The 18,207-nt window shown below is 62.8% G+C and carries 18 protein-coding genes; 10 read left to right on the forward strand and 8 right to left on the reverse strand.

Features of this window, described 5'->3' with window-relative positions; genetic code table 11:
* Positions 1 to 31 precede the first annotated feature (31 nt).
* On the reverse strand, positions 32 to 613 hold the full coding sequence (rpoE, locus tag FH041_RS12515; protein ID WP_003252049.1) for an RNA polymerase sigma factor RpoE: 582 nt from the start codon (positions 611 to 613) through the stop codon (positions 32 to 34).
* 433 nt (positions 614 to 1,046) lie between these two features.
* Between rpoE and nadB the strand changes: the two genes are divergently transcribed.
* Positions 1,047 to 2,651 carry an L-aspartate oxidase gene (gene nadB, locus FH041_RS12520; RefSeq protein ID WP_110607312.1) on the forward strand — a complete coding sequence of 535 codons (1,605 nt, stop codon included), beginning with the start codon at positions 1,047 to 1,049 and terminating at the stop codon, positions 2,649 to 2,651.
* Between the two features lie 220 nt (positions 2,652 to 2,871).
* Here nadB and FH041_RS22810 read toward each other — a convergent pair whose 3' ends face one another.
* The 3 genes from FH041_RS22810 to FH041_RS12530 form a co-directional block, all read right to left on the reverse strand.
* A complete protein-coding gene (locus tag FH041_RS22810; RefSeq protein ID WP_168199542.1) occupies positions 2,872 to 3,090 on the reverse strand; it encodes a hypothetical protein in 219 nt (72 codons plus the stop codon).
* Positions 3,091 to 3,775: 685 nt separating this feature from the next.
* A complete protein-coding gene (locus FH041_RS12525) occupies positions 3,776 to 4,234 on the reverse strand; it encodes a protein YgfX (RefSeq protein WP_027914572.1) in 459 nt (152 codons plus the stop codon).
* The gene (locus tag FH041_RS12530; protein ID WP_023534507.1) at positions 4,218 to 4,472 is read right to left on the reverse strand and encodes a succinate dehydrogenase assembly factor 2; all 255 of its coding nucleotides are present in this window, start codon (positions 4,470 to 4,472) and stop codon (positions 4,218 to 4,220) included. The genes FH041_RS12525 and FH041_RS12530 overlap by 17 nt, the downstream gene beginning before the upstream one ends.
* Before the next feature lie 135 nt (positions 4,473 to 4,607).
* Here FH041_RS12530 and FH041_RS12535 point away from each other — a divergent pair, with 135 nt between their 5' ends.
* Together FH041_RS12535 and FH041_RS12540 are read left to right on the forward strand one after the other, a co-directional pair.
* Positions 4,608 to 5,549 (forward strand): folate-binding protein YgfZ, encoded by a 942-nt coding sequence (locus tag FH041_RS12535; RefSeq protein ID WP_027914571.1) that lies wholly within the window; start codon positions 4,608 to 4,610, stop codon positions 5,547 to 5,549.
* A gap of 56 nt (positions 5,550 to 5,605) precedes the next feature.
* Positions 5,606 to 6,412: an HDOD domain-containing protein gene (locus tag FH041_RS12540; protein ID WP_023534337.1), complete on the forward strand. Its 807-nt coding sequence runs from the start codon at positions 5,606 to 5,608 to the stop codon at positions 6,410 to 6,412.
* Between the two features lie 45 nt (positions 6,413 to 6,457).
* On the opposite strand, the gene FH041_RS12545 is transcribed toward FH041_RS12540, so the two are convergent.
* Both FH041_RS12545 and FH041_RS12550 read right to left on the reverse strand, forming a co-directional pair.
* Entirely contained in the window at positions 6,458 to 7,837 is a 1,380-nt protein-coding gene (locus tag FH041_RS12545; protein ID WP_028687232.1) for a sensor histidine kinase, read from the reverse strand.
* Positions 7,830 to 8,501 (reverse strand): response regulator, encoded by a 672-nt coding sequence (locus FH041_RS12550; protein WP_027914569.1) that lies wholly within the window; start codon positions 8,499 to 8,501, stop codon positions 7,830 to 7,832. Before FH041_RS12550 ends, FH041_RS12545 begins: the two co-directional genes overlap by 8 nt.
* 198 nt (positions 8,502 to 8,699) lie before the next feature.
* On the opposite strand from FH041_RS12550, the gene FH041_RS12555 reads away from it, so the two are divergent.
* The 5 genes from FH041_RS12555 (at position 8,700) to FH041_RS12575 (ending at position 14,121) form a co-directional block, all read left to right on the forward strand.
* Complete coding sequence (locus tag FH041_RS12555) at positions 8,700 to 9,989, forward strand: OprD family porin (protein ID WP_028687231.1); 1,290 nt, start codon at positions 8,700 to 8,702, stop codon at positions 9,987 to 9,989.
* A gap of 32 nt (positions 9,990 to 10,021) precedes the next feature.
* Positions 10,022 to 11,002, forward strand: coding sequence for a tripartite tricarboxylate transporter substrate binding protein (locus FH041_RS12560; RefSeq protein ID WP_028687230.1), 981 nt, complete (start codon positions 10,022 to 10,024; stop codon positions 11,000 to 11,002).
* Between the two features lie 115 nt (positions 11,003 to 11,117).
* Complete coding sequence (locus tag FH041_RS12565) at positions 11,118 to 11,576, forward strand: tripartite tricarboxylate transporter TctB family protein (protein ID WP_049696475.1); 459 nt, start codon at positions 11,118 to 11,120, stop codon at positions 11,574 to 11,576.
* A 3-nt stretch (positions 11,577 to 11,579) separates the two neighbouring features.
* The gene (locus tag FH041_RS12570; protein WP_023534356.1) at positions 11,580 to 13,094 is read left to right on the forward strand and encodes a tripartite tricarboxylate transporter permease; all 1,515 of its coding nucleotides are present in this window, start codon (positions 11,580 to 11,582) and stop codon (positions 13,092 to 13,094) included.
* On the forward strand, positions 13,087 to 14,121 hold the full coding sequence (locus tag FH041_RS12575) for an AbrB family transcriptional regulator (protein ID WP_027914565.1): 1,035 nt from the start codon (positions 13,087 to 13,089) through the stop codon (positions 14,119 to 14,121). The genes FH041_RS12570 and FH041_RS12575 overlap by 8 nt, the downstream gene beginning before the upstream one ends.
* Positions 14,122 to 14,149: 28 nt before the next feature.
* On the opposite strand, the gene ung is transcribed toward FH041_RS12575, so the two are convergent.
* A complete protein-coding gene (gene ung / locus FH041_RS12580) occupies positions 14,150 to 14,842 on the reverse strand; it encodes a uracil-DNA glycosylase (protein ID WP_027914564.1) in 693 nt (230 codons plus the stop codon).
* A 126-nt stretch (positions 14,843 to 14,968) separates the two neighbouring features.
* Between ung and FH041_RS12585 the strand changes: the two genes are divergently transcribed.
* Positions 14,969 to 16,075: an enoyl-CoA hydratase/isomerase family protein gene (locus FH041_RS12585; RefSeq protein ID WP_088522931.1), complete on the forward strand. Its 1,107-nt coding sequence runs from the start codon at positions 14,969 to 14,971 to the stop codon at positions 16,073 to 16,075.
* A gap of 33 nt (positions 16,076 to 16,108) precedes the next feature.
* Here the strand turns inward: FH041_RS12585 and FH041_RS12590 are convergent, their stop codons facing one another.
* Positions 16,109 to 16,519 (reverse strand): hypothetical protein, encoded by a 411-nt coding sequence (locus FH041_RS12590; RefSeq protein ID WP_027914562.1) that lies wholly within the window; start codon positions 16,517 to 16,519, stop codon positions 16,109 to 16,111.
* 215 nt (positions 16,520 to 16,734) lie between these two features.
* Here FH041_RS12590 and FH041_RS12595 point away from each other — a divergent pair, with 215 nt between their 5' ends.
* Entirely contained in the window at positions 16,735 to 18,207 is a 1,473-nt protein-coding gene (locus tag FH041_RS12595) for a diguanylate cyclase domain-containing protein (protein WP_027914561.1), read from the forward strand.

The following is an 18,207-nucleotide window of genomic DNA, read 5'->3' on the forward strand; positions in this document are numbered from 1 at the left end:
GGCGGTTCCTCTCTTGGCTGTAGCCGCTGTCTCAGGTTTCCTGCAGCAAAGGCTGCAAGGCTTTGTCAATGGCCTCCCGAGCGCGGAAGATACGAGAGCGCACGGTACCCACTGGACATTGCATGACGCTGGCAATGTCTTCGTAACTCAGGCCATCGAACTCTCGCAGGGTCAGCGCCGTACGCAAGTCTTCTGGCAGTTGCTGAATGGTGCGATGGACAGTGCCTTCGATCTCATCCCGCAACAAGGAGCGCTCTGGAGACTCAAGATCCTTGAGGCCATGATCGCCGTCGTAAAACTCCGCATCCTCGGAGCTCACATCGCTGTCTGGCGGCCGTCTTCCACGGGACACCAGGTAGTTCTTCGCCGTGTTGATGGCGATGCGGTACAGCCACGTATAAAACGCACTGTCACCGCGGAAGTTGCCAAGCGCACGGTACGCCTTGATGAACGCTTCTTGTGCAACGTCCTGGGCTTCGTGGGTGTCATGGACAAACCGCACGATCAACCCGAGAATCTTGTGCTGGTACTTCAGCACCAATAGATCGAAAGCTCGCCTGTCGCCGCGTTGTACGCGCTCGACCAGTTGCTGATCTTCTTCCTGGGTTAGCATGAACACTCCTCGGTGATCTCGAAGGAGCGTTGCAGCAGCCATCGCTCAGGCTTGCAACCATAGACTCGGGCTTTGCGCAAAAGTTCTCCCCTCCAAGCAAGTTTCCTGCAGACCTTGAGCGGCGTGCACGGAAGACGCGGCACGGCAGCAGCCGACAACGTCGATAATCAGGTTACGAATACGCAGGTGAGCCCAATGTCGAGCTACCACCCTGCGTCGCCGCGGCAAATTGTTGGCGTGCGGGCAGCCTTCATAGGATTTCCAGCCACGCTGGAAAGTTCCCACAATGCCTGCCGTTACCGGGCGAGCGGCATGGAAAAGGGCCACCCGAGGCTGCTATAAAGGCCACCCGGCCATTAAACGATAGTTTCACAATGCCATCGACGCATGACTATTGTGCCGTGCCCCCTCCGAAGATTACTAGTGTCCTGACATGAGCCAACAATTCCAACATGATGTCCTGGTTATCGGCAGCGGCGCAGCGGGCCTGAGCCTGGCCCTGAACCTGCCTGCGAATCTGCGCATTGCGGTGCTGAGCAAGGGTGACCTGGCCAGCGGTTCGACCTACTGGGCCCAAGGGGGCGTAGCGGCCGTACTGGACGGCGCCGATACGATTCAGTCCCACGTGGAGGACACCCTCAATGCCGGCGGTGGCCTGTGCCACGAAGACGCTGTTCGCTTTACCGTGGAGCACAGCCGCGAAGCCATCGAGTGGCTGATCGAGCAAGGCGTGCCGTTTACCCGGGATGAGCCCAACGGCGTGGTCGACGCAGGCTTCGAATTTCACCTGACACGTGAAGGCGGCCATAGCCACCGGCGCATCATCCATGCCGCCGACGCCACGGGCGCGGCCATCTTCAACACCTTGCTGGCCCAGGCCAGGCAGCGCCCGAACATCGAGCTGCTGGAGCAGCGTGTGGCGGTGGACCTGATCACCGAGCGGCGCCTGGGCCTGGACGGCGAGCGCTGCCTGGGTGCCTACGTGCTGGACCGCAACACGGGCCAAGTGGACACGTTCGGCGCGCGGTTCACGGTGTTGGCCACGGGTGGGGCGGCGAAAGTGTACTTGTACACCAGCAACCCAGATGGCGCGTGCGGCGATGGTATCGCCATGGCCTGGCGGGCTGGCTGCAGGGTCGCGAACCTTGAGTTCAACCAGTTCCACCCTACGTGCCTTTATCACCCGCAGGCCAAGAGCTTTTTGATCACCGAGGCCTTGCGTGGCGAAGGCGCCCTGCTTCGCCTGCCCAACGGGGAGCGCTTCATGCCCCGCTTCGACCCACGCGAGGAGCTTGCCCCGCGCGACATCGTGGCACGGGCGATCGACCATGAAATGAAGCGCCTGGGGGTGGACTGCGTCTACCTGGACATCTCGCACAAGCCTGTCGAGTTCATCAAGAACCATTTCCCTACCGTTTACGAGCGGTGCCTGGGCTTTGGCATCGACATCACCCGCCAGCCGATACCTGTGGTGCCGGCAGCGCACTACACCTGTGGTGGCGTCATGGTGGACGACCGGGGGCACACGGATGTACCGGGGCTGTATGCGATTGGTGAAACCAGCTTCACGGGGCTGCATGGCGCCAATCGCATGGCCAGCAACTCGCTGCTGGAGTGCTTCGTCTACGGTCGGGCTGCGGCGGCCGACATCCAGGCGAACCTCGAGAATGTCGGCATGCCAATGGCCTTGCCTGGGTGGGATGCCAGCCAGGTCACGGACTCGGACGAGGATGTGATCATTGCGCATAACTGGGATGAGCTACGGCGCTTCATGTGGGATTACGTGGGGATCGTGCGAACCAGCAAGCGGTTGCAGCGGGCGCAGCATCGCGTGCGGTTGTTGCTCGATGAAATCGACGAGTTCTACAGCAACTACAAGGTCAGTCGGGATTTGATCGAGTTGCGCAATCTGGCGCAGGTGGCGGAGTTGATGATTCGCTCGGCGATGCAGCGCAAGGAGAGCCGGGGGTTGCATTACACGTTGGATTATCCGGCGATGCTTGGCGAGGCCAGAGACACGGTGCTTGAGCCCGATTGAATGGTTGGGGGAAGATGGGGACTGCAGGATTTAGCTTCGCGGCCCACATTGTCGGGGCCGGTCTGGCGTCCCGGCAAGACCGCTTCTACGCGCGTGCGTGCTGTTTAGGGATACGCTGCTGCTTATTGAGATGTGTTTAACAGCGAGCACTGTGCCAAACAGCATACCCCTGATATAAAACCGGTATAACGCGAGCTCATATATTAACTTTCTGAATCTTTCATAACTCGCACCCACGAAGCACCCCAACGCTCTTGCCTTTGATCTTGATCTTGATCTTAATCTTAATCTTGATCTTAATCTTAATCTTGATCTTGATCTTGATCTTGATCTTGATCTTGATCTTGATCTTGATCTTGATCTTGATCTTGATCTTGCTTTTGATCTTCGCGACTTCAGAAGGCCGAACGCAGGTCTTGCGGAGGGAGGTGACAGGCATGGATGCCTGTCAAGCGCTGGGCCCCAGGATGGGGCCTACAGCGCGGTCCTCCCGGGAGCAAGACCGGAGTGAGGGAACCCCGAAGCGCAGCGTAGGGGCCGTATGAACGGAGCGCAGCCTTTTTTGGTTACTTTTTGTGGCGTTTGACAAAAAGTGACTCGCCGTAAGGGCGAAAAGGTGATTAAGCGTCGCCATCGCAAATGGACTATGCTCTCTTTCAATACCCACACCAATGCAATCAAAGCTCAAAGCTCAAAGCTCAAAGCTCAAAGCTCAAAGCTCGAACTTCGAAGTTCGAAATTCGAAGTTCAAAGCGTGGGCGCATACAGCAAGTTGGTATTCATTGGCGCGGGTGGCGCACAGTCACCCTTCCGCCCTTACGGCGGCTCACTTTTTGTCTTGTCAAAAAGTAAGCAAAAACCGCCTGCTCCTATCATCCGGCCCCTACGCTACGCTCCGGGGTTCCCTCGCTCCGGGCTTGCTCCCGGGAGGACCGCGCTGCAGGCCCCATCCTGGGGCCCAGCGCTTGACAGGCATCCATGCCTGTCACCTCCCTCCGCAAGCCCTGCGCTCGGCCTCCTGAAGTCGCGATCTGCAGTGCCTGAACTACCGCGCGCTTAGAAGCCAAAGCAAGAGCAAGGGCAAGGGCAAGGGCAAGGGCAGACGCGGCGCCAGCCTGCATAGTTTAGTGCTGCATGGGCGCCACCCAGCGCCTGCGGCTGAACTTCAACCTCACCCGCAAACGCCGATGCTCATCGATCCCAAGCGCATCCCAGGGCACACATTGGCTGCGCCCCCACCCTGCCCCAACCGGTACGAATCTCAGCACTACGAGCGCGGGCAACGCGATGCTGTCACGACACAGCCGCACAGGCTGCCACCCCCGGGCCCGTGAAAACACCCACCAGCCGGCTCCGTCACGACGAAGCCCGGTGACAGCCTGAACATGCGTCAACAGAATACGACGCGGAATAGCCCACGCCGCATGAACACTACATGCAGCGATCACCAGCAGCCCCAACCAGAACGGTAACGGGCTGACAAGCACGGCGAACCAGGCGAGCGCCTGGCTGATCAGGTAGGCCACCAGCAACAGGCGTGAGCCCTGCCAGCGGCATTCGAACCACTCACTTGGGTTGGACACGGTCCAGGATGATGCGAACCATGCGCTGCAACTCCGGGTCCTCGGACTCGGTACGCTCCATGAACCAGCCGAACATGTCCTGGTCCTCACAGCTCAGCAGCCGAACATACAACTGACGATCGGTTTCGTTGAGGCTGGGGTAGACCTCCTGGGTGAAAGGCACTAGCAGGACGTCCAGTTCCAGCATACCGCGGCGGCTATGCCAGAAAAGCCGGTTGAGTTCAGTTTGTTCGACCATGGGGCCCTCCTCGAGTGGCCCGCCAGTATACAGCCAGCCGCGCGAAGCGACAGCCAACTGTTGGTCTAAGTCACCTACCTATTTTGTTACCAGCGTTCTATGATGGCCCCAGACTTTAAGCCACCGCGATGACCCATGGCCGATACCGCTTTCTTCTGCCCTCTGTCCCACGAAGGCATTCTCGCTGTCCGCGGCTCCGATGCAGGCAAATTCCTGCAGGGCCAGCTGACCTGCAACATCAACTACCTCAGCCCCGAATACGCCAGCTTTGGCGCACGTTGCATGGTCAAGGGGCGCATGCAGTCCAGCTTCAGAATCTTGCCTGAAGGCAACGGTTACCTCCTGGCCATGGCCAGTGAATTGCTGGAGCCTCAGCTGGCCGACCTGAAGAAATACGCTGTGTTTTCCAAGGCCACCCTGACCGACGAAAGCGCCGCCTGGGTGCGTTTCGGCCTGCACGACGGCCAGGCAGCGCTTGTGGCACTGGGGCTGGAACTGGCGCCCGAAGCCGGCAGCACGGCGCGGCAGGAAGGGCTGATCGCTGTAACGGTCAGCACCGGCCGCACCGAGCTCTGGGTACCGGCAGATCAGGCAGGCGAGGTTCGCAAGACCCTGGCCGACACACTACCCGAAGCCGGCCTCAACCCATGGCTGCTGGGGCAGATCCGCGCCGGGATCGGTCAGGTGCTGGGGCCTACCCGCGAGCAGTTCATTCCGCAAATGATCAACCTGCAAGCCGTCGATGGCGTCAGCTTCAAGAAAGGGTGCTACACCGGCCAGGAAATCGTTGCACGCATGCAGTACCTGGGCAAGCTCAAGCGTCGCATGTACCGCCTGGCAATCGATCAGCAAACCCTGCCGGCACCTGGGGAGCAGCTCTTCTCCCCCGTGCATGGCTCCTCGGTAGGCGATGTGGTGATGGCGGCCAGCACCGGCAGTGGCTGTGAGCTGCTCGCGGTGATCGCAGCCGATGCCGTGGAGGATGGCAACCTGCACTTGGGTCATCTCGAAGGCCCGCCCCTGCAGGTACTGCCCCTGCCCTACGAACTGGACCGCGACAGGGAAATCCAGCGCTGACCAGCCCCGCCCCGCTTTGACAGCGGGGCCGCTTCACCACTGCGGTAGACACGTCCATGAACAAGCTGGCCGAAATGGTCCAGGCGCAACTGCTGGATGCCATTGAAAAGGATGACCTGGTACTTCCGACTTTGCCTGAGGTTGCCTTGAGCATCCGCGAGGCCGCCGAAGACAGCGAGATCAGCGTGGCGGCCTTGAGCCGGGTGATCGGCCGCGATGCCGCCTTGTCGGCACGCCTGATCAAGGTGGTCAACAGCCCGCTGCTGCGGGCCACGGTCGAGGTGACCGAGCTGCACACGGCGATCACTCGCCTGGGCATCAACTACAGCTGCAATCTGGCCATCGGCCTGGTCATCGAGCAGATCTTCCACGCGCGTTCGCCTGCAGTTGAGCAAAAACTGCGCGAAATCTGGGCCAACAGCCTTGAGGTCGCCGGCATGAGTTACGAGTTGGCCCGGCGCTACACGCGGCTCAAGCCTGATCAGGCGGCACTGGGCGGCCTGGTCAACCAGATCGGCGCGCTGCCAGTTCTGATCTACGCCGAAGAGCACAACGAGCTGCTGTCCGATCCGGTCTGCCTGCACCATGTCATCGAACTGATCCAGCCCGTACTGGGCGACAAGATACTCAAGGCATGGGAGTTTCCCGAACAGCTGGTCAAGCTGCCAGGCCTGGTTCAGGACCTGGATCGACAGACCGACCGCATCGACTACATCGATGTGGTCCAGATCGCCCGCTGCATCAGCCAGCGTGGGCGAGAGAGGCCGCTGGCGGCCTTGCCAGCCTACCGGCACCTGGGCTTGCCCATGGGGAGCGAGCTGCACGCCGAGGATCTGCTCGAAGCCCGCAGCTTGTTGCGCTGAGGGCTTCGCTCTGCCTGGCGGCCGGATTGATCCGAGCGCCCACGCTTAGTCAGCGATGAAACTCACCCGCACGCGCAGCCCGCCGTTGTCGCCATCATGCAGGCTGATCTGCGCCAGGTGAGCCCGGCAGATCTCCCCCACGATCGCGAGGCCCAACCCGCTGCCCAGGGCGCTACGGCGATAGAAGCGCTCGAACACCCGCTCGCGCTCGGCTTCTGGAATGCCGGGGCCGTCGTCCTCCACCTCGAGCACCGCAGGCGCGAGCACGCGCAGGATGACGTTGCCGCCCTTTGGGGTGTGGGCCAGGGCATTGTCGACCAGGTTGCTCAACAGCTCGTTGAGCAACGTCGGCTCGCCTTTGAGCCATACCGGTGCCTGCGCCTCGAGGGCCAGTGCAACGCCACGATTGTGCGCCAACGGCGCCATGGCCATGCCCAGCTCGCGCGCCAGTTGGCTGAGGTCCAGGCGCTGGGCGCCCCCCTCGGCGATCGCACGCGCGCCGTTTTCCACACGCGCCAGTGAAAGCAACTGGTTGGCCAGGTGCGTCAATTTGTCGGTGCCCTGCGCCGCCGCTTCCAGCGTCTGGTGCCACTGTTGCGGCTCATTGGCGCGCAAACCCAGTTCCACCCGCGCTTTGAGCGCCGCCAGGGGCGTACGCAGCTCGTGGGCAGCATCGGCGATGAACTGCGCCTGGCGCTCGAACTGTGCACGCAAACGCTCGGTGAAGTGGTTGAGCGCCCCCACCAGTGGCCGCAATTCAGGCTGCACTTGTACCACCGGCAATGGGCGCAGATCGTCCGGCTGGCGCTCCTCGACCGCCGTGCGCAGGCGCTCGAGCGGTCGCAGCGCCGCACTGACGGCGAACCACACCATCACCAAAGCGCCCAGGGCCAACATGCCCAGACGCAGCAACGTATCCCCCATCAGGCCCCGGGCCATGCTCACCCGCGCCTCATCGGTTTCAGCCACGCGAATTTCCGCCATGCCGTTCATGTTCGGCTCGCTCACCGCTTTGAGCAGGCTGACCACTCGCACGTTCTGCCCCAGATACGTCGCATCATAGAATCGCGCCAAGGCGGGGTAGTCGTCTGTACGCGGTGTACCAGACGGCGGGGGCGGCAGTTTTTCATACCCTGAAATCAGCCGTTGGTTGATGTCCAGGACCTGGTAGTAGATACGTCCTGCGCTGTCGTAGGCAAAGGTGTCGAGTGCCACATAGGGCACATCGGCGCTCAACGACCCGTCGCGTTGCGACAGGCCCGCAGCGATGGTACGGGCGGACGCCAGCAGTGTCCGGTCGTAGGCGGTGTCCGCCGCCTCGCGGCCGTTCCAGTAGGCACTGAGCCCACTGGCCAGCATCAGGACCACCAGCAGCAGCGCCAGATTACCCAGCAGGCGCCCACGCAGGCTGACATTCTCACGCATCGCGATGCTCGAGCAGGTAACCCAGGCCGCGGAAGGTGACGATGGCCACCGAATGGCCATCAAGCTTCTTGCGCAGGCGATGAACGTAGATCTCGATGGCATCGGGGCTGGCGTCCTCGTCCAGGCCGAACACCTGGGCCGCCAACTGCTCCTTGCTCATCACCCGGCCCGGCCGGGCGATCAAGGCTTCGAGCACACCCTGCTCGCGGGAAGTCAGGGACAACGGGGCCTCATCCAAGGTGAACCGTCGGGTATCGAGGTCATACACCAGCGGCCCGCAGCGCTGCTGGCGTTCGCCCCCGAGCACACTACGGCGCAACAGCGCCTTGACCCGCGCCTCAAGCTCGGTCAGCTCGAACGGCTTGGCCAGGTAATCGTCAGCCCCCAGGTTCAGGCCATGGACCCGATCCTTGACGTCGCTGCGGGCGGTGAGCATCAGCACCGGTACGGTCTTGCCACGTCCGCGCAGACGGGCCAGCACCTCGAAGCCGTCCATGCGCGGCAAGCCCACGTCGAGCACGGCCACGGCGTAGTCCTCACTGCCAAGGGCCAGGTCGGCAGCCACCCCGTCATGCAGCACATCCACAGTCAGGCCCAGACTTTTCAAGGCCTGGGCCACACTGTCGGCCAATTGCAGATGATCTTCTACCAGCAGCACACGCATCGGATTGTCCCTGTTAGGTGGGGCGATGGCGCGGAGTGTACCCCGCCGCCGCGGCCTGTGAAGCCGGCGCGACAAACCTTTCACGCTGAAAGGTTAGCGAAAGGTTCGTTACCTAGCATCGCACCACGGTCGCCCCGAGCGCCGAATAAAGCACCAGCAAGGTGCAATCGAATAAGAACAAGAAACGGAGCCACAACGATGCTGTCATTGCAGCCGCAGGCGCTCGCACCTGCTCGTTCCCTCGCCGCACGCCCCAGCGCCATCGCCAGCGCCCTCGCGCTCGCCGGCGTCGCCCCGCTCAGCCAGGCCGCCTTCTTCGAAGACAGCACGGCCACCTTCGAAACCCGCAACATGTACTTCAATCGCGACTTTCGCGATGGCACCAGTGCGCAACAATCCAAGCGCGACGAATGGGCCCAGGGGTTCATGCTCAACCTCGAATCCGGTTACACCGAAGGTACCGTAGGCTTCGGCGTGGATGCGCTGGGCATGATGGGCATCAAGCTCGATTCAAGCCCTGACCGTACCGGCAGTGGCCTGCTGCCCACCCATGACAATGGCAAGGCTGCCGACGAGTACTCAAAGCTCGGCCTGACCGCCAAGGCCAAGATTTCCAAGACCGAACTGAAGATCGGCACCCTGATCCCTTCCCTGCCCACCCTGCGCCCCAACGATGGCCGCATTCTGCCGCAAACCTTCGAAGGCGGTCTGCTCACCTCCAAGGAAATCAAGGGCCTGACCTTCACTGGTGGGCGCCTGGACAAGGCAAAGGACCGTGACGACACCAACTGGGAAGACCTGGCACTGAACAACAAGAACGGCCGCTTCGGTGGCTCGTTCAGCGCAGACAACCTGTCGCTGGCGGGGCTGGACTATCAGTTCAGCGACCGGTTGACCGGCAGCTATCACTTCGCCCAACTGGATGACATCTACCGCCAGCACTTCATCGGCCTGCTCGCCACCCAAGCCGTAGGCCCAGGCGCACTGGCCTTCGACCTGCGCCTGGCGCTGAGCGATGACGCAGGGGCTGCCAGGGCCGGCAGCATCGACAACACCACCTTCAACGGCATGGTCAGTTATGCCCTGGGTGGGCACAAGTTCAGCGCCGGCTGGCAGCAGCTGACCGGCGACAGCGCGTTCCCCTATGTCGATGGCGCCGACCCCTACCTGGTCAACTTCGTCCAGATCAACGACTTCGCCAATGCCGACGAGCGCTCCTGGCAGGCCCGCTACGACTACAACTTTGCCGCACTCGGCGTGCCTGGCCTGACGTTCCTGACCCGCTATATCAGCGGCGACAACGTCAGCCGTGCCAGCGGTGGCGAGGGCAAGGAATGGGAGCGTGATACCGAGCTGAAATACGTGGTGCAGAACGGCCCGCTCAAAAACGTGGCGGTGCGCCTGCGAAACGCGACCTTCCGCTCCAATTTCGCCCGTGACGCCGACGAAGTGCGGCTGCTGGTGAGCTACAGCGTCGCCCTGTGGTAACCCGATAACAACAACGCCTACGGAGATAGACCATGACCTTTTCACTGCGCCGTATCGTACTGGCAACCGGCTGCCTGCTGCTGGCAGGCAATGCCCTGGCCGCCGAACCCAAACGCCCCGAATGCATCGCCCCGGCCTCGCCTGGCGGCGGCTTCGACCTGACCTGCAAGCTGGTGCAAAGCGCCTTGGTGCAGGAGAAGATCCTGAGCAAGCCCATGCGCGTGACCTACATGCCTGGCGGTGTCGGCGCTGTGGCCTACAACGCGGTAGTAGCCCAACGCCCAGCCGATGCCGGGACCCTGGTGGCCTGGTCGAGCGGTTCGCTGCTGAACCTGGCCCAGGGCAAGTTCGGTCGCTTCGATGAAAATGCAGTGAAATGGCTGGCTGCCGTCGGTACCAGCTACGGCGCGATCGCAGTCAAGAGCGACTCGCCCTACAAAACCCTCGACGACCTGGTCGCGGCGCTGAAGAAAGATCCGAGCAAGGTGGTGATCGGCTCCGGCGGCACCGTAGGCAGCCAGGACTGGATGCAAACCGCCCTGATCGCCAAGGCTGCCGGCATCAACCCACGCGACCTGCGCTACGTGGCACTTGAAGGCGGCGGCGAAATCGCCACGGCATTGCTCGGCGGCCATATCCAGGTAGGCTCCACCGACATCTCCGACTCCATGCCGCACATCGAGAGCGGCAACATGCGCCTGCTGGCCGTGTTCTCGGAAAAACGCCTGGACGACCCGGCCATGAAGGACATCCCCACTGCCAAGGAACAGGGCTATGACATCGTCTGGCCTGTGGTGCGCGGCTTCTACCTCGGCCCGAAAGTGAGCGACGAAGACTACGCCTGGTGGAAAGCCTCGTTCGACAAGATGCTGGCCTCCGAAGACTTCGCCAAATTGCGTGACCAGCGTGAGCTGTTCCCCTTCGCCATGACGGGTGAAGAGCTCGATGGCTACGTCAAGAAGCAAGTCGCTGACTACAAGATGCTGGCCAAGGAATTCGGCCTGGTGCAGTAACCCAGTCTGCCGGTTTTTCCTGGCAGGAGCAGGCAGACGCTGCCGTGCATGGCCTGGGCCTTGGCCCAGGTTCACGGGTGTGCCGCTCCCATCGCTACTTACCGAGGATTCCTCCATGATCCTGCAACGCATCTTCGCCCTGATTCTGCTGGCCGTGTGCGCCGCCCTGGCCGTGATGGCCTGGCCGTATCAGGCGGCGTTTTCCTATGAGCCGGTAGGCCCACGTGCCTACCCGCTGCTGATGCTCGGCCTGATGAGCCTGGGCTTGCTGTACATGGCGATCCGCCCCACGCCGATCGTGCACAAGGACGACGAGCCGGCGCTGGACAAGGCGACCCTGACCAAGATCGCCGCCTGCATTGGCCTGCTGCTGATTTTCGCGACCACCTTCGAGTCCCTTGGCTTCATCCTCAGCGCCATCCTGGCCGGTGTGCCCATGGCGCGCCTGTATGGCGGTCGCTGGCTGCACAGCGTCATCGTCGTGGTTGGCATGAGCCTTTTCCTCTACTGGCTGTTCGACCGCGTCATGGACGTGCCCCTGCCCCTTGGCCTGCTGAGCGTACTGGAGAACTGACACATGGATACCTTGAGCTACCTGGGCCAGGGCTTCGGCGTCGCCCTGTCCCCTTACAACCTGGTCACTGCCCTGTCCGGCACGCTGATCGGTACCGTCGTCGGCCTGCTGCCGGGCCTGGGCCCGATCAATGGCGTGGCCCTGCTGATTCCCATCGCCTTCGCCCTGGGCCTGCCTCCGGAGTCGGCGCTGATCCTGCTGGCTGCAGTGTACCTGGGCTGCGAGTACGGTGGCCGGATCAGCTCGATCCTGCTAAACATCCCGGGCGAAGCATCGACGGTGATGACCACCCTGGACGGCTACCCAATGGCCCGCCAGGGCTTGGCGGGCGTGGCCCTGTCCCTGTCGGCCTGGAGCTCGTTCATCGGCGCTTTCATCGCCACCTGCGGCATGGTGCTGTTCGCCCCCCTGCTGGCCAAGTGGGCAATCGCCTTCGGCCCGGCCGAGTATTTCGTGCTGATGGTGTTCGCCATCGTCGCCCTGGGCGGTATGGCCGGCGACAAGCCGCTCAAGACCTTCATCGCCGCCTTGATCGGCCTGTTTTTGTCGGCGGTGGGCATCGACGCCAACAGTGGCGTGTACCGCTTCACCGGTGACAGCGTGCACTTGGCCGACGGCATTCAGTTCGTCGTGCTGGTGCTGGGCCTGTTCTCGATCAGCGAAATTCTGTTGCTGCTGGAAAAGACCCACCACGGCCACCAGGCAGTCAAGGCCACCGGGCGCATGCTGTTCAACTTCAAGGAAGCGGCGTCGGTGTTCGCGGTGAACATTCGCTGCGGCCTGCTGGGCTTCGTGATGGGCGTGTTACCAGGCGCAGGTGCCACGCTGGCCAGTGCGGTGGCCTACATGACCGAAAAACGCATGGCCGGTGCCAGCGGCAAGTTCGGCAAGGGTGACGCCCGTGGCCTGGCTGCACCGGAAACGGCCATCGGCGCCTCCTGCTGTGGCGCCCTGGTGCCCATGCTGACCCTTGGCGTACCGGGTTCGGGAACCACGGCGGTGATGATCGGCGCGCTGACCCTCTACAACATCACCCCTGGCCCGCTGCTGTTCGAACAGCAACCTGACATCGTCTGGGGCCTGATCGCGTCGCTGTTCATCGCCAACATCATGCTGGTGATCCTGAACATCCCGATGATCCGCATCTTCACCCGCATCCTGGCCGTACCGAACTGGGCCCTGGTGCCGGTGATCGCCATCATCACCGGGATCGGCGTCTACGCCGTGCATGCCACCACCTTCGACCTGTTCCTGATGGTCGGCATCGGCATCATGGGCTATATCCTGCGCAAGCTGGACTTCCCGCTGTCGCCGATTCTGCTGGGCTTCATTCTGGGTGGCCTGATGGAGCAGAACCTGCGCCGTGCATTGTCGATTTCCAATGGCGAGCTGGGCATTCTCTGGTCGAGCCCGATCAGCATGGGTGTCTGGGCACTGGTAGCGCTCATGCTCGCGCTGCCCATGGTGCGCATCTGGCGCAAACGCAGCCTGCAGCGCCGGGCCATGGCCGATGCCTGATCGCGCGTTGCCGCTGTACTGGGCAACTGGGCTGGTCGGCCTTGCTGGCGGTTTCGCCGCCAGCAAGGTCGGCTGGCCTTTGCCGTGGATGGTCGGCTCGTTGCTGGCGATCATCGCGGTACGTTGCCTGAGCCCTTGGCAGTTGCCAGAGATACCCAATGGCCGGCGCTGCGGGCAATGCATCATCGGCCTGGGCATCGGCCTGCACTTCACGCCCCAGGTCATCGAGCAAGTGGGCAGTCATTTCGCCCTGATCTTCTTCGGCGCCTTGTTCACCACGGTCTCAAGCGTGCTTGGCGTGTGGTTGTTGCGCCGCTCGGGTGAGGACCGCGCCACCGCGTTCTTTGCCAGCATGCCAGGCGGCTCCGGTGAAATGGTCAACCTGGGTGCGCGCAATGGCGCGGTACTGAGCCAGGTAGCCGCAGCCCAGAGCCTGCGCGTGCTGGCCGTGGTGCTGTGCGTGCCGGCGCTGTTCAAGCTGCTGCTGGGCGATGGCGTAGCGCTCAACCACACCGGCAGCGTCAGCTGGGCCTGGCTGGCCCTCATCGCACCGCTGGGGGTGGCCGCCGGGTGGCTCTGGCAGCGGCTGCAACAGCCCAACCCATGGCTGTTCGGGCCGCTGCTGGTGGCAGCCACCTTCAGCCTGGCCGCCGACTTGCAGATTGCCCTGCCCAATGGCGCCAGTCAGATCGGCCAATGGCTGATCGGCAGCGGCCTGGCCTGCCACTTCAACCGTGCGTTCTTCCGCCGAGCCCCGGCATTTCTGGGGCGCACGCTGGTGGCGACTGCCTTGAGCATGGCCCTGGCTGGCGCTGCCGCCTGGGGCTTGAGCCTGCTGACAGCCTTGGACCTGCGCTCACTGACGCTGGGCATGATGCCCGGGGGCATCGCTGAAATGAGCCTGACCGCCGAAACGCTGCAACTGTCGGTGCCCCTGGTGACCGCTTTGCAAGTGATGCGCCTGCTCTTCGTGCTGTTCCTGGCCGAGCCCCTGTTCCGTTACTGGATGAGCACGCGGCCCTCATGACCTGTGGGGCCTGACGGCCCCGCCTGGCTCACAGCGGTGGCAACGCCCAGTTGATGGGCGCTAGCCCGCGCTGCTCGAGAAAACCGTTGGCACGGCTGAAATGTCCACAGCCAAGAAAACCGCGGTACGCCGACAACGGCGAGGGGTGCACAGACTTGAGCACCAGGTGCTTGGTGCCGTCGATCAGCTTCTGCTTGCTCTGCGCATGGGAGCCCCACAGCAGAAACACCACGTGCTCGCACTGTTCGCTGACCACCTCGATGATACGGTCGGTGAAGAACTCCCAGCCTTTCTTGGCATGGGATGCCGCGTTGCCCCGCTCCACGGTCATGGTGGTATTGAGCAGCAACACACCCTGCTCGGCCCAGCTTTGCAGGTAGCCATGGTTGGGGATGGGAATATTCAGATCGCGATGCAGCTCCTTGTAGATGTTCACCAGCGACGGCGGCGTCGGCACGCCAGGCTGCACCGAGAAGCACAGGCCATGGGCCTGCCCTGGGCCGTGGTACGGGTCCTGGCCGAGGATCACCACCTTGACCTGATCCAGGGGGGTGGAGTTGAGTGCATTGAAGATCAGCGGGCCAGGCGGGTAGATCTGCTTGCCGGCGGCATATTCACCACGCAGGAACTCGCGCAACTGCTGCATGTAAGGCTGCTCGAACTCGGCACGCAAGGCGGCTTTCCAACTGGGCTCGAGTTTGATGCGATCGTCGTCAGTCATGTGGGCTTCCGTAAACAATGGGGCGACACTAGGGGTGACACCGACGCTTGTCAAACGATCCGACCAGTGCCCGGCGGGATCGACCAGGCAGGCCATACTTGAGCGGTGACCTGAATGAGGTAAGCCATGAGCATTCACTGCCAAGTCCTGACAGGCGCCGACGGCGCTCGCCTGGGCATCGTCACCCTCGATGCGCCAAGGGCGCTCAATGCCCTCGACCTGCCAATGATAGAGACGCTGGCCGAGCAGTTGCACAGCTGGGCGCAAGACCCGGGCATCGCCTGTGTGCTGCTGCGTGGCAATGGCGCCAAGGCCTTCTGCGCCGGTGGCGACGTGCGGGCGCTGGCCCAGGCGTGCCGCGAGCAGCCTGGCAGCGTGCCACCGCTGGCCGCGTCGTTCTTCGCCGCCGAATATCGCCTGGACCATGCCCTGCACACTTATCCCAAGCCGCTGCTGTGCTGGGGCCATGGCCATGTGCTGGGCGGCGGCATGGGTTTGCTTCAGGGCGCCAACGTACGCATCGTGACCCCCAGCAGCGCATTGGCCATGCCAGAGATCAGCATTGGTCTGTACCCCGATGTTGGGGCCAGTTGGTACCTGGCCCGCTTGCCGGGCAAGCTGGGGTTGTTCCTGGGGCTCACCGGTGCGCCTGTCAATGCGCGCGATGCGCTGGACCTGGGGCTGGCCGACCGCTTCATGGGCGAAGACCGACAAGCGGCGTTGATCGATGAACTGCTGCAGGTGAACTGGCAGGAGCAGACCGCGCTCCAGCTCAACAGCCTGTTCAGGGCTGAGGAGCATTGTGCCCGCCAAACGCTACCCACAGCCCAGTGGTTGCCGCGCCGCGCGCTCATCGACGCATTGCTCGATGTCACCTGCGCAGGCGCTGCCTGGCGGGCCGTGGCGGGCCTGCGCCAGCACGAGGACCCACTGCTCTCGGCAGCCGCCGAGCGCATGCTGGCGGGCTGCCCGCTGACGGCTCATCTGGTGTGGGAGCAGATCCGTCGGGCCCGGTACTTGTCACTGGCGCAGGTGCTGCAGATGGAGTACGCCATGAGCCTGAACTGCTGTCGCCACCCTGAGTTCAGCGAAGGGGTGCGCGCACGCCTGCTGGACAAGGATCACCAGCCACGCTGGCACTGGCCGGATGTGGACCATGTGCCCGCAGCCGTGGTACAGGCACACTTCCAAGCACCCTGGGAAGGCCATCACCCACTGTCGGACCTGCACTAGCGGCGCGTAAGTGACAGGGTGCTTGTCACCTGATCAGTGTCCTCGTCCACGCCTGTCACCCCAGCCGCCTTGATGTCGACCTCCATCCTGATAGCGCGGGCCATCGTTGCGGTAGTCGTGCCGGTCACGGTCACGCCTGTAGTCCCAGCGCTGGCGATGACCATAATCGTAGCGCGGGTTGCCGTGCCAGCGGCGCACGTCGGGCGGCGGCAACGGTCGGTAGCCGGGCGGCGCATGGTAACGAGGCACCGGTTGGTAGTAGTAGCGCGGTTGTGGCGCCACCGGATAACGACCGTAGCGGTAATAGCCGGGCGCGTAGCCAGGCGAGACATACCGGTCCGTGACGTAATAGTCGGAGCGGTAGTAGGTCGACCGTCCAGCGTACGGCGCACAGGCGCCAAGCGTCAGCCCGAGCAGGGCCACAAGCAGAATTCGATAGGACATAGGCGGCCTCCCGGACCGCTGAGGTGCCCGCACAGCGAACGCTGCCGAGCGTCGATGCACAACACGTTGATCGACATGGAATCAGACAAGCGCCAACTCGTGCAGTGCCATACTGGTAATAATTTGATACAGCTGCAGCTTCCAAACAAAATCTTGCAGTTATTTAGTGCCCAGAACACTAGAATGTGCGGCCCGGCACACATCATGGGAAGATCATGCCTTCACGCTCCGCTCCGTCATCGCAGCGTTCGTTAATCGCCGCCCTGCTGATGCTGCTGGCCTGCGGTTTCCTCGCCACGTCGCTGCTGAGTTATTTCTCCTCGCGCAGCGCCATACGTGACGGCATCATCAATACCGAACTGCCCCTGACTTCCGACACGGTTTATTCGGAAATCCAGAAAGACCTGATCCGCCCTGTTCTGATCGCATCGATGATGGCCCAGGACACCTTCCTGCGTGACTGGGTGCTGGCCGGTGAGCAGGATGCCCAGCGCATGACCCGCTACCTGGGCGAGGTGACGGGCAAGCAGGACATCTTCACGTCCTTTTTCGTCTCCGAACGCACGCTGACCTACTACCAGGCCAAGGGCGTGCTTAAGCAGGTCCAGCCCCAGGCCTGGCGTGATGCCTGGTACTTCCGCCTGCGCGACCAGGCAGCGCCTTACGAGATCAATGTAGACCTGGACATGGCCAACCAGGACAACCTCACCGTGTTCATCAACTACAAGGTGCACGACTATCAGCAGCGCTTCATCGGCGCTGCGGGGGTAGGGCTGAGCGTTTCGACCGTGGTCAGGATGATCGACCAGTACCAACATCGCTATCAGCGATCCGTGGTCTTCGTCGACGCCCAGGGCAAGGTGTTGATGACAGGCTCGGGTGGTGGCCCGCAGGGCCTGCGCGTCGGCCAGTCGCTGGTCGACAGCCCAGACCTGGGCGGCGTGCTCGCACACCAGCCGGTGCCTGGCGAGGGCAGTCATGAATACCGTGACCTTGCAGGCCACAGCCATTTTCTGAACGTACGCCACTTGCCGGAACTGGACTGGTACCTGCTGGTGGACAAGCGCGAGACCGGGGCGCTGGACCGGATTCGTCATTCGCTGTACCTGAACCTGGCGATCTGCGCCATGATCACCCTCGTGGTGGTGGCCCTGGTGCATGCGATGGTGCGCCGCCACCAGGCCAGCACCGAAGCCCTGGCCACGCTCGACAGCCTGACCGGGCTGCCCAACCGACGCAGCTTCGACCTGCTGGCCGCCCAGGCGCTGCGCGAGGCCCAGCGTGACAACAGTCCGCTGGTGGCGTTGCTGATCGACCTGGACCACTTCAAAGTGCTCAACGACACCTATGGTCACCTGGCAGGCGACGAAGTGCTGCGCCAATTTGCCAATGTCCTGCAAGGCAGCATTCGCCAGTCCGATATACTCTGCCGCTGGGGAGGCGAGGAGTTCATCGTGCTGCTGCGTGAGGCCGATGCTTGCCAGGCGAACGAGGCTGCCGAAAAGATCCGGCGCCGCGCCGAGCAACTGACCTTCAGTTACGAAGACCAGCCGCTGCGCCTGACCACCAGCATCGGGGTCAGCCACCTGAAGTCAGGCGACACGTTGCATACCCTCCTGACCCGCGCCGACGGCGCCCTCTATCGTGCCAAACAGGCTGGCCGCAACCGTGTCTGCACTGAAACCTGA

Source organism: Pseudomonas sp. SWI7, from assembly GCF_006351945.1.
Taxonomy (GTDB): domain Bacteria; phylum Pseudomonadota; class Gammaproteobacteria; order Pseudomonadales; family Pseudomonadaceae; genus Aquipseudomonas; species Aquipseudomonas fulva.